This is a genomic window from uncultured Aquimarina sp. (genome assembly GCF_947492965.1).
In the GTDB taxonomy this organism is placed as follows: Bacteria; Bacteroidota; Bacteroidia; order Flavobacteriales; family Flavobacteriaceae; genus Aquimarina.
On the sequence record NZ_CANLOZ010000003.1, the window covers coordinates 415,393 to 426,731 of the forward strand.

Here is an 11,339-nt window from a genome sequence, read left to right on the forward strand (position 1 = left end):
TTTTATGTCCTTAGAATTTCTTTCGCCAGTTAGTGAAATAGTGGCAGCACATGTTGCATTGCTTCCAGATCAATCTTTAGGTAAGCAAATTAATATTCATACGATAGCAGATGGTGTTCCTGATCTAGATAAAGTTGATATTGCAATAATAGGTGTCAGAGAAAATAGAAATGACATTAATTATCTAGGAGAAGGATTGCATTTTGATACCATTAGAACTTCTTTGTATGAGCTTTTTCCTGGTAATTGGGATACATCTATTGTTGATCTTGGGGATATTCAGCCAGGAGAGGAGGTAAGTGACACGTATTTTTTAATGAAGGATATTCTTGGAATGCTTCTTCAGAAAAATGTAATCCCCTTAATTATTGGTGGAAGTCAAGATCTTGTTTATGGTCAATATAGATCTTTTGATATCCTGGAGAGAATGGTGAACCTTGTGAATGTCGATAGTAGATTTGATTTAGGAAATACTTCGCAACCCATAAAAAACAATTCTTTTGTTGGAAAAATCATAGTAGAACAACCTTATAATCTTTTTAATTACAGTAATATAGGATATCAGACATATTTTAATTCGCAAGAAGAGATTGATCTGATAGAAAAACTATATTTTGATGCATATCGATTAGGAGAGGTGATATCTGATGTTACGATTGTGGAACCAATCATGAGAGACGCGGATATTGTTGCTGTGGATCTTGGGGCAATGAGTTCTACATGTTTGGATTATAAATACGCTTCTCCAAATGGTTTTAATGGAAGAGAAATATGTGCAATCGCAAGATATGCTGGTATCAGTGATAAGGTGAAAAGTTTTGGAGTGTATGAATTTAAAAATTTTAAGCATGAAGAGACTGCAGCTTTACTAATTGCTCAAATACTTTGGTATTTTATAGAAGGGGTGAATTATAGGTCCAATGAATTGAATATTAAGAATAAAACAAGTACGTTACATTATAATGTTCCTGTCGAGGATGAAGTTTTGTCGTTTTATAAAAGCCCAAAAACAGAAAGATGGTGGATAGAAATACCATTTATTTCATCTGGGAATAATAAATTAAAAAGACATACGTTATTACCTTGCACATACAACGATTATGAGCGTGCTTGTAATCAAGAAATACCTGAAAGATGGTATAAGGCAAAACGAAAAAACGAAGTTTAACATTTTTATTAGGGAGAATTAAGGTTTTTTTTAGAAAAAAATTGTTTTTCTGAAAATAAATAAATAGGTTTACCACCTTAAATCTCGAAGATCTTAACCTAAAACACGTTATGAAGAAATTTGTATCACTCTTTGCTATTGTAGCAATGCTATATAGTTGTGGTGGCGGAAACCGCGGAGAACTAGTTGGAGTAAAGGGTAAAAAATGGCATCCAGAGAAACCTTATGGAATGGCCCTCATCCCCGGAGGATCGTTTATTATGGGTAAATCAGACGATGATAAGGCAGCACTTGCTAATGCGCCTACAAAAACAGTTACCGTTCGATCTTTCTACATGGACGAGACTGAAGTTACCAATAGTGAGTATAGACAATTCGTTCGATGGGTTCGTGATTCTACCGTAAGAATGAAATTAGCTATCATGGCAGATGAAATGGGTAAAACTCCAGGAGACGATGGTATTGGAGAATACGCGTTTTTAGATGCAAATACCGAAGACATGTCTGTGTATGAAAAGTATGTTTATGATAACTATAGTGGAACTGGAGAAACAGGATACGAAGGTCGTAAGCTTAATAAAGATATAGATATTGAATGGGATACAGAAGATTATCCAGATGAGTTCTATACTGAGGTTATGGATTCATTATATATACCATTAGAGGAATCTTACAATGGTAGACGTACTTTCGATGTTCAAAACTTCAAATTCAGGTTTACTTGGATGGATATCCAAGCTGCAGCACGCGCTAAAAAAGGTAGAAGAAAAGATTTCGTAAAAGAAACTGTTATAGAAGTATATCCTGATACTACAGTTTGGATAAAAGATTTTAACTATTCTTATAATGAACCAATGCACAATGATTATTTCTGGCATAGCTCTTATGATGATTATCCGGTAGTAGGAGTTTCTTGGGAGCAAGCAAAAGCTTTTTGTACTTGGAGAACTATAGAAAAGAATTCATATCAGAAAAAACGTAATAAGGAGTTTGTAAACTATTTTAGATTACCTACGGAGGCTGAATGGGAATATGCGGCTAGAGGTGGTCTGGAGTCAGGTACATATCCTTGGGGTGGTCCTTATGCCCTAAATGATAGAGGATGTTTCTTAGCGAACTTTAAACCTCTTAGAGGTAATTACGCTGCAGATAATTTCCTTTATACAGTAGAAGCAAAAACATTTGAGCCAAATGATTACAACTTATATAATATGGCAGGAAATGTTTCTGAGTGGGTGCAGTCATCTTATGATCCTGCAGCCTACGAATATGTATCATCAATGAACCCAAATGTTAATGATGATCAGAACAAACGAAAAGTTGTACGCGGTGGATCTTGGAAAGATGTTGCTTATTTCCTACAGGTAAGTACTCGAGATTACGAATACGCGGATTCAGCTAGAAGTTATATCGGTTTCAGAACGGTACAGGATTATATGGGTACTGACGTTACTGGAGAAGATAATACCCGAAATTAGAATAAGTCCCAAAATTTATCTATCAACCCTAATTACTAACCCTTTTTTTTAATTTAATATTTAAAAAATTTAAAAAAACTAAACACATTTATTATGGCAAATTCAAAATCAAGCAAGAAGTTAATGAACATGGTATACGGTCTCGGAGCGGCTGTAGTAATCCTTGGAGCTTTATTTAAAATTATGCACTGGCCTTTTGGTAACGAGATGTTAATCATCGGTCTTATTACAGAAGCATTAGTATTTACAGTTTCTGCATTTGAACCTGTAGATGACGAGCTAGATTGGTCTTTGGTTTATCCAGAATTAGCTGGTGGATCTAAAAGAGACAAGAAAGAAAAAGAAACTCCAGAAGGATTATTATCTAAGAAATTAGATGAAATGTTGAAAGAAGCTAGATTAGATACTAGTTTAATGACTAGTCTTGGTGAAAGTATTCGTAATTTCGAAGGTGCTGCAAAAGGAATTGCTCCTAGCGTAGATGCTATCCAAGGAACTAAAAAATATAGCGAAGAAATGGCTGCTGCTGCTACTCACTTAGAGTCTTTAAATAGCTTATATAAAGTGCAGTTAGAATCTTCTGCTAAACAAGCTGAAGCAAATCAGGCTATCGCGGATAATGCAAAAGCTTTAGAAGAGCAAATGAAGAGCTTGTCAAGTAACCTGTCTTCTCTTAACGGAGTATATGGTGGTATGTTAAGTGCTATGAACAGAAGCTAGTATTTAACATTAATTAAAATTATAACTACCAAAATATAGAAATATGGCAGGAGGAAAATTATCACCAAGGCAGAAGATGATTAATCTTATGTACTTGGTATTTATTGCGATGATGGCATTGAATATGTCAAAAGAAGTATTATCTGCATTCGGTTTAATGAATGAGAAATTGACTTCAGCGAATACTATTGCTACCGAGCGTAATTCAGCATTTATGACTGGTCTAGCCGAAAAAGTTTCGGAACAACCAGAGAAATACACTCCATTAAAAGAAAAAGCTGATCAAATTAGTAGCTTTTCTAATGAATTTAATACGTATGTAGAACAGTTAAAGTCTGAGTTATTGGAGACAGCTGATGATCCAACAGATTATGAAACCATGGATAAGCCAGATGCATTAGATACTAAATTCTTTGAAGGAGGTAAAACTACTGCGGCTGCAACAGAGTTCTTAGAAAAGATTAAAACTTATAGAGAAGGAGTTGTTACTGCTATCCGTTCTGTAAAGGAAGTTGATGGTCAGGTAGCTACAGATGTAGAGACTACTTTTAATACTGAAAAAGTAAAAGATAGAGATGGAGTTTCTAAAGATTGGTTAAACTACAATTTTGAAGGATTTCCTTTAGTAGCTTCTATCACTAAGCTTACACAGATGCAAGCAGATGTTAAGACTACTGAGAGTAAAGTGCTTTCTGCTTTATTAGCAGGTCAGCAAGCTTCAGAACTTTCATTTAGTAACTATGAGGCAATTGTTGTACCAGATAAGACTGCTTTTTTTAGTGGTGAGAAATTTAAAGGACGTATCGTTTTAGGGCGTTTTGATGCTACATTAAAGCCTACTAAAGTAATGGTTAACGGAAAAGAGCAGTCAGAAGTTCAAAATGGACAGATAATGCTTGATTTTCCAGCTGGAAACGTAGGAGAAAGAGAAGTAAAAGGTGAATTACAATTTAAAGAAGGAGATTCAACAGTAACTATTCCTATAAAAAGTTCTTATGCTGTAATTCCTAAGCCAAATTCAGCTGTAATTTCTGCAGATAAAATGAATGTGGTATATAGAGGAGTGCAAAACCCAATGACAATTTCTATCCCAGGAGTACCTTCAGTCAATGCTACTGCACCAGGACTTAAGAAAGTTGGTGGAGCTGGTAAGTATGTAATGAACGTTACAGCGATAAAAGCTAGAGAAGTGGCTATTAAAGTAAGCGGAAAATTACCAAATGGTAGTTCTGTAAGTGATAGCAAGAAATTTAGAATTAAAGATATTCCAAGACCTGTTGGAACTGTAAGAGGAGAAGACGGAAGTATCAAAATGTCTAAAAGTGGTTTAGATAAAGCATCTATTGGTGCGATTCTTCCAGACTTTGATTTCGACATTAAGTTAGATGTTACAAGCTTTAAGTTTAAAGTAAGTGGACAACCAACGATTAATGTAAGAGGTCGTAGATTAGATTCTAGAGCAAAATCAGCATTGAAAAAGGCGAAAAGAGGATCTACAGTTCAGGTAATGGATATCAAAGCTCAGCTTAAAACGAATAAAGGATATAAGTTAAAGAAAATATCTCCAGTGATCGTTGAGCTAACGAACTAAAAGTAAACTAATAATTATGAATTTGAAAAATTTATTATTAACCGTTTTTAGCCTATTCGTGACAATGTTCTCGTTTGGTCAGGCTAACATTTTGAATGCTGGAAGCCCAGAAGATATTGGGAAGAAGACAATCGAACAAATTCAGTTAGATAATGACCTTCCGTTAGAGTATGGTTATGTTGATGAGCGTGATGTATTGTGGGCAAAGACTACTTGGGAGACTATAGACTTAGACGAGCGTATTAATTTCCCTTTGTATTACCCAATTGATACCGTTAACATTGGTTCTGATAGAAGAGCATTATACGATATCTTATTAGCTAATGTTAAAAACGGGAAAATTAAAAAGATTTACGCAGATTCATATTTTACAGAAACACGTACGCTAAGTGATTTAGATGGTACATTATCTAAAATAGATACGTTAGATTTAGGATATGAGCAGTATAATGCAGGTGAGCCGGTAGATCCTCAGTATATTGAGACAACTACAATTGGTGCTGCGGATATATCAGAGTATAAAATTAGAGGATATTGGTATTTTGACAAGCGTCAAGGAGAATTAAGATATCGACTATTAGGTATCGCCCCAGTAGCTCCGGATGTTAACTTCCTTAATGATGATGAGCCAGATATGGTTCCATTATTTTGGGTGTGGTATCCTGATGTAAGAGAGATTTTACATAAAGCGAAAGCATTTAATAGGAAAAATACTTCTATGCCTTTTACTTATGATCATATTTTAAATGCAAGACGATTTAGTTCGGTCATATATAAAGAAGATAATATTCAGGGTGACCGAGAGGTGAATGAATATATTATAGACAATGCTTTAATGCAGTTGTTAGAAAGTGAACGAATTAAAGAAAGTATCAGAAATTTCGAAATGGATATGTGGAGTTATTAAACTCTAATGTTTCTAATATAATATTGAAACGCCCAACTCTTGTTGGGCGTTTTGTTATTTTTAATATATGAAGGATTTTATAATCGTAGGTTTTGGATTAGCAGGATTGTCTTTTGCAGAAATACTGGATAGAAATCAAAAGTCTTATGTGGTTTTTGAGAATAATTCAGAGCTATCTTCAAGAGTAGCTGGAGGATTATATAATCCAGTAATTTTGAAGAGATTTACACCTGCTTGGATGGCTTCGGAGCAATTGGCTTTAGCATTATCAGTATATAAAAATGTAGAAAAACAACTTAATGAATCTTTTATCACAGAACTTCCAGTTTTGCGAAGATTTAATACTGTAGAAGAGCAGAATTTATGGTTTACAGCTTGCGACAAGCCCATATTGAATGAATTTCTTTCTTCGGATTTAGTTAAAAATGAAAATGTAGCTTTAGATATCCCATTCCAATTTGGTCAAGTAAAACATACAGGAAGAATTGAGGTAAAAAAAATGTTGTCTTCTTATCTAAGTTATATCGAGGCTAGACAACTATTGTTTAACGAATCTTTTGAGCACACTGCCTTAGATGTTCAAGAAGACTATGTTAGTTATAAAGGGATAAGAGCTAAGAATATCATTTTTTGTGAAGGTTATGGATTACGAAACAATCCATTTTTTAATTACTTGCCCCTGCAAGGAAATAAAGGAGAATATATTATTATTAAGTCCAAAGATTTGCAGTTACAGGAAGCAGTAAAGTCTTCTATATTTATTATTCCTTTGGGAGGTGATCTTTATAAGGTGGGAGCTACATATAATCGAGATGATAAAACCTCTGTTGTTACTGAGTTGGCTAAAGAAGAATTACGTATGAAATTAGATCGTTTTCTAAATGCGGATTACGAAATAGTTGATCAAGTAGCAGGGATTAGACCAACAACAAGAGATAGAAGACCGTTTGTGGGAACTCATAGAGAACACCTAAACTTGCATATAATTAATGGATTAGGAAGTAGAGGTATATTAATTGGTCCGTATGCCGCAAAAGGGTTATACGATTATATTACGAAGAGTATTCCATTGCATACTGAAATAGACATCAAAAGGTTTGATTAAGATGCTGTTTTCTTTTTTCCGTAGTGCATAAATAGATTAATCCAGATATTACGGGATAATCTAAGGATAACAGGAAAAAATACGATTAACGTACCGACGATGATAAAAAAGCTTTGTAGTAAATTAAATTTTAGAATAAGATTTCCTATGACAAAAGCGGCTACCGCAAATGCAATTCCTACTCCATAACTAACATACATGGCTCCATAAAAAAAAGAAGGTTCTATTTTATACTTTGTATTACAGTGGCTACAACGTTCGTGCATCTGAAAAATCCTTCCTAACTTATAAGGATTTTGTTCTTTATACATACTTTCATTTTGGCAAACAGGACAAGTGCCAGTGAAGATGCTATATATTTTAGTTCCTTTTAAGAAGCTCATAGTACTTTTATTCTATTACAAAATTAATCATCTTTGCACAAAATATTCTAAAGCTGATGTTAAACATACACAACCTTTCTATTTCATTTGGAGGAGAATACCTTTTCGAAGAAATAGCATTTAGATTAAATGCAGGAGACCGAGTAGGACTTGTTGGAAAAAATGGCGCAGGAAAATCCACAATGCTTAAAATCTTATCCAAAGAGCAAGAGCCAGATTCAGGGCAAATTGCTATGGATAAAGACGTGAAAATAGGGTTTTTAAAACAAGATATAGATTTTGTTTTAGGTAGAACGGTGCTAGAAGAATCGTATGAGGCTTTTACAGAAATAAAGAAAATAGAAAGAGACATTGATAAGATCAATGCTCAGCTGGCAGAACGTACAGATTATGAAAGTGAAAGTTATAACCAATTAATTACGGATCTTAGTGATTTTACACAGCAATATGAGATTTTAGGCGGTTATAACTATCAGGGAGAGACAGAACGAGTTTTACAAGGTTTAGGATTTCTTCGAGAAGATTTTGATAAGCTTACCGACACCTTTTCTGGAGGTTGGCGTATGCGAATAGAGTTAGCGAAATTACTATTGCAAAATAATGATATCCTGTTGCTCGATGAGCCTACTAACCATTTAGATATAGAATCAATTATTTGGTTAGAGAATTTTTTAAAAAATTATGCGGGAGTTGTGGTAATCGTTTCTCATGATAAAATGTTCCTTGATAATGTGACCAATAGAACTATTGAGATTTCTCTCGGACGAATTTATGATTATAATAAGCCTTACTCTAAATATTTAGTGTTAAGAAAAGAAATCAGGGAGCAACAACTTGCCGCACAAAAAAATCAATCTAAGCAGATCGAACAAACCGAAAAATTAATCGAAAAGTTTAGGGCAAAAGCTACCAAAGCTTCTATGGCGCAGTCTCTGATTAAAAAATTAGATAAAGTAGAGAGAATAGAGGTAGACGAAGATGATAATGCAGTTATGAACATTAGTTTTCCTGTAAGCGTGCAACCTGGTAAAGTGGTTATTGAAGCTGAAAGTGTAGGTAAAAACTATGGAGAGAAAGAAATTTTAAAAGATATAGATTTACTAGTAGAACGTGGTTCCAAAACGGCTTTTGTAGGTCAGAATGGTCAAGGAAAATCCACTTTAGCCAAAATTATTATTGATGAAATATCTCATACAGGTCATCTGAAGCTTGGGCATAATGTGCAAATTGGATATTTTGCCCAAAACCAATCAGAGTATTTGGATGGAGAGATAACCATTCACGATACGATGATCAATGCTGCCAATGAAAAAACTCGTAGTAAGGTACGAGATATGCTAGGGGCTTTTTTGTTCAGAGGTGATGACGTAGAAAAAAAAGTAAAAGTACTTTCTGGTGGAGAGCGAAATAGATTAGCCTTATGTAAAATGCTACTAGAACCTTTTAATGTGTTGGTAATGGATGAGCCGACAAATCATTTAGATATTAAATCTAAAAACATATTAAAAGAAGCATTAAAAAATTTCGAGGGAACTTTAATTCTGGTTTCTCACGATAGAGATTTTTTACAAGGATTGACTAATACGGTATATGAGTTCAAAAACAAACAGATTAAGGAGTATTTGGGGGATATCGATTACTACTTAGAGCAAAGAAGAGTAGACGATCTCAGAGATATCGAAAAGAAGGATAAAGAATCTAAAACCGTTTCTGACACCAAAGAAAGTGCGAAACAATCTTATGAAAATCAGAAAAAACTAAAATCACTCAATAATCGATTGAGTAATATTGAATCTAAGATCAATAAGATAGAAAAAGAAATCAAGGAAATAGATGTAAAATTAGCTATTAACTATGATCAAACAATAGCAGAACCTGATTTTTTTGATAAATATCAAGCAAAAAAAGAAGAATTAGCTTCTTTAATGGATAGTTGGGAGTTAATACAAGAAGAAATTGATGCTTTAGCATAGAATTAACTTTCTGTATAAATTTTAAAAAAAGTTAAAAAATAGAATCCTAATTTGTCATTCTTATATCGTAATTGGTGTTTTATTAAACATCCTTGAATTTGAGTGTGTTACCTTAATGTTAAGGCTAAATAACCGATATACTGCGGTGTAATTTTTATCGTTAGTATCAGGCACAAATGAATATTTATAGATATTTTTGTACCGTAAATTAAATTATACAGTGTATGAATGATACCAAAGCAATTGATTTAAATGCGCACGCTTTGTCTTGGATTGGAAAGATTCACTACGATTTTGGATTTTTAGTTCAAAAAGCGTTTGGTGAAAACGGATTGGATTTATCAAAAGAACAATGGAGTGTTTTGAAACGCCTCAATGTAAACGATGGTCAATCACAAAATGATTTAGCTTTTATTACACATCGAGATAAAACATCCATGACCAGATTAGTAAATACGATGGAGAGTAAGGATCTTGTAGTAAGAAAAAGTGATGAAAACGATAGACGAGTTAATCGAATTTTCCTTACCGATTATGGTAAAGAAGTTATTGAAAAAGTGACGCCTATTATGTATGATCTTATTCCTGCAGTACAAGAAAGCTTAACAGAAGAGGAGATTGAAAATCTAATCAACACTTTGAAAAAAGTGAAAGCCAAAATAGCAGAAATAGCGGATTAATATATAGTTAGTCCTAAAAATAAATTAAAAAAGACATCTGAGATATAGATGTCTTTTTTGTTTTTATGTAGGAAGTTTATTTTATGAGTTCTTTAACTGGAACCCAAGTTAGTAGTTGATAGTTTTGTGCAGCTTATCATATTGTAAGTTTAAACAATTAAGTGTGTATGAGAAATATAATACTTTCTATTCTTGGTATATTATTGATAGTTGTTGCAGTATTTGCAGCAATGAAGATTGTCGATAGTAAGACCAAAATAAAACCAAAAGCTGCAAAAGTTATAAAAACAGTTTTTGTAGATACTGTACAAAATGGAACTGTACCTATAAAGATATCTGCGAATGGCAATCTTACTGCAAAGAGAAGATTAGAGCTTTTTTCGGAAGTACAAGGTGTTTTTAGAGGAGGTGCTAAGCTTTTTAAAACCGGACAGCCTTATCAAAAAGGACAAAAGTTAATAAGAATTGATGCTTCAGAATATTACGCTTCAGTACAATCTGCCAAGAGTAATTTATACAACTTAATTACGTCAATAATGCCAGATTTGCGTTTGGACTACCCAGATATCTATGATAAGTGGCAAGCGTATTTAACAAATTTTGATATTAATAAAGTAACTCCAGAGCTTCCGGAAACCACTTCCGAAAAGGAAAAATATTTTATCACAGGACGTAATATTTATAGTACTTATTACAATGTAAAAAATCTTGAGCAGCGGTTATCTAAATATACTATTTCTGCACCATTCTCTGGTATTTTAACAGAGGCATTGGTTACAGAAGGAACTTTAATCAGGCAAGGGCAGAAACTTGGAGAGTTTATAGATACAAGTGCTTATGAAATAGAAGTGGCTATAAGTAAAGAATATTCAGATTTATTAAAAATTGGAGAAACTGTTGAGCTTTCTAACTTAGATAAATCGAAGGAATATCAAGGTGTTGTAACCAGAATTAATGGAAGTGTAGATCAGGCCACTCAAACCATAACTACTTTTATAGAAGTAAAAGATCCTTCATTAAAAGAAGGAATGTATTTAGAAGCAAATTTGAATGCAAGAAAAGCTGAAAATGCAATAGAGATCGATAGGAATTTGTTACAACAAAATAATAAAGTCTTTGTGGTTAGGGATAGTATTTTAGATGTGATAAATGTGCAACCTGTATATTTTTCGGATAAGAAAGTCATTCTTACAGGAGTTCCCGATGGTGATGTGATATTAAATAAACCTGTTCCAGGAGCTTACGCTGGGATGTTAGTTAAGATATATCAATCAAAAACAAATAAACAAGGGGCAAAAGGTAATAATATCATTAGTACAAATTCAAAACAGTAA

At 33.5% G+C, this 11,339-nt stretch carries 10 protein-coding genes; 9 read left to right on the plus strand and 1 reads right to left on the minus strand.

What is annotated here, in order from left to right; all coding sequences use genetic code 11:
• Positions 1 to 4: 4 nt before the first annotated feature.
• The 6 genes from Q1B37_RS09850 to Q1B37_RS09875 all read left to right on the plus strand — a co-directional run bounded on the left by Q1B37_RS09850 (position 5) and on the right by Q1B37_RS09875 (position 6,969).
• Complete coding sequence (locus Q1B37_RS09850; protein WP_299898303.1) at positions 5 to 1,168, plus strand: formimidoylglutamase; 1,164 nt, start codon at positions 5 to 7, stop codon at positions 1,166 to 1,168.
• 110 nt (positions 1,169 to 1,278) lie between these two features.
• Positions 1,279 to 2,646, plus strand: coding sequence for a gliding motility lipoprotein GldK (gene gldK / locus Q1B37_RS09855; RefSeq protein ID WP_219007881.1), 1,368 nt, complete (start codon positions 1,279 to 1,281; stop codon positions 2,644 to 2,646).
• A gap of 93 nt (positions 2,647 to 2,739) precedes the next feature.
• Positions 2,740 to 3,366 carry a gliding motility protein GldL gene (gene gldL / locus Q1B37_RS09860; protein WP_299605814.1) on the plus strand — a complete coding sequence of 209 codons (627 nt, stop codon included), beginning with the start codon at positions 2,740 to 2,742 and terminating at the stop codon, positions 3,364 to 3,366.
• A 43-nt stretch (positions 3,367 to 3,409) separates the two neighbouring features.
• Positions 3,410 to 4,957 carry a gliding motility protein GldM gene (gene gldM, locus Q1B37_RS09865; protein WP_299898305.1) on the plus strand — a complete coding sequence of 516 codons (1,548 nt, stop codon included), beginning with the start codon at positions 3,410 to 3,412 and terminating at the stop codon, positions 4,955 to 4,957.
• Between the two features lie 16 nt (positions 4,958 to 4,973).
• Positions 4,974 to 5,864, plus strand: coding sequence for a gliding motility protein GldN (gene gldN, locus Q1B37_RS09870; RefSeq protein WP_299605820.1), 891 nt, complete (start codon positions 4,974 to 4,976; stop codon positions 5,862 to 5,864).
• A gap of 67 nt (positions 5,865 to 5,931) precedes the next feature.
• On the plus strand, positions 5,932 to 6,969 hold the full coding sequence (locus Q1B37_RS09875) for an FAD-dependent oxidoreductase (protein ID WP_299898307.1): 1,038 nt from the start codon (positions 5,932 to 5,934) through the stop codon (positions 6,967 to 6,969).
• Here Q1B37_RS09875 and Q1B37_RS09880 read toward each other — a convergent pair.
• A complete protein-coding gene (locus tag Q1B37_RS09880) occupies positions 6,966 to 7,352 on the minus strand; it encodes a DUF983 domain-containing protein (RefSeq protein ID WP_299605826.1) in 387 nt (128 codons plus the stop codon). The genes Q1B37_RS09875 and Q1B37_RS09880 overlap by 4 nt on opposite strands.
• 56 nt (positions 7,353 to 7,408) lie before the next feature.
• On the opposite strand from Q1B37_RS09880, the gene Q1B37_RS09885 reads away from it, so the two are divergent.
• The 3 genes from Q1B37_RS09885 (at position 7,409) to Q1B37_RS09895 (ending at position 11,339) form a co-directional block, all read left to right on the plus strand.
• Positions 7,409 to 9,325 carry an ABC-F family ATP-binding cassette domain-containing protein gene (locus tag Q1B37_RS09885; protein ID WP_299898309.1) on the plus strand — a complete coding sequence of 639 codons (1,917 nt, stop codon included), beginning with the start codon at positions 7,409 to 7,411 and terminating at the stop codon, positions 9,323 to 9,325.
• Between the two features lie 224 nt (positions 9,326 to 9,549).
• Positions 9,550 to 10,005 carry a MarR family transcriptional regulator gene (locus Q1B37_RS09890; protein WP_299898311.1) on the plus strand — a complete coding sequence of 152 codons (456 nt, stop codon included), beginning with the start codon at positions 9,550 to 9,552 and terminating at the stop codon, positions 10,003 to 10,005.
• 167 nt (positions 10,006 to 10,172) lie between these two features.
• The gene (locus tag Q1B37_RS09895; protein WP_299898313.1) at positions 10,173 to 11,339 is read left to right on the plus strand and encodes an HlyD family efflux transporter periplasmic adaptor subunit; all 1,167 of its coding nucleotides are present in this window, start codon (positions 10,173 to 10,175) and stop codon (positions 11,337 to 11,339) included.

Excerpts from the sequence above, each read along its gene's own strand:
- Q1B37_RS09850 (WP_299898303.1), top strand. The coding sequence starts at position 5 with ATGTCCTTAGAATTTCTTTCGCCAGTTAGTGAAATAGTGGCAGCACAT.
- gldK (WP_219007881.1), top strand. The coding sequence starts at position 1,279 with ATGAAGAAATTTGTATCACTCTTTGCTATTGTAGCAATGCTATATAGT.
- gldL (WP_299605814.1), top strand. The coding sequence starts at position 2,740 with ATGGCAAATTCAAAATCAAGCAAGAAGTTAATGAACATGGTATACGGT.
- gldM (WP_299898305.1), top strand. The coding sequence starts at position 3,410 with ATGGCAGGAGGAAAATTATCACCAAGGCAGAAGATGATTAATCTTATG.
- gldN (WP_299605820.1), top strand. The coding sequence starts at position 4,974 with ATGAATTTGAAAAATTTATTATTAACCGTTTTTAGCCTATTCGTGACA.
- Q1B37_RS09875 (WP_299898307.1), top strand. The coding sequence starts at position 5,932 with ATGAAGGATTTTATAATCGTAGGTTTTGGATTAGCAGGATTGTCTTTT.
- Q1B37_RS09880 (WP_299605826.1), bottom strand. The coding sequence starts at position 7,352 with ATGAGCTTCTTAAAAGGAACTAAAATATATAGCATCTTCACTGGCACT.
- Q1B37_RS09885 (WP_299898309.1), top strand. The coding sequence starts at position 7,409 with ATGTTAAACATACACAACCTTTCTATTTCATTTGGAGGAGAATACCTT.
- Q1B37_RS09890 (WP_299898311.1), top strand. The coding sequence starts at position 9,550 with ATGAATGATACCAAAGCAATTGATTTAAATGCGCACGCTTTGTCTTGG.
- Q1B37_RS09895 (WP_299898313.1), top strand. The coding sequence starts at position 10,173 with ATGAGAAATATAATACTTTCTATTCTTGGTATATTATTGATAGTTGTT.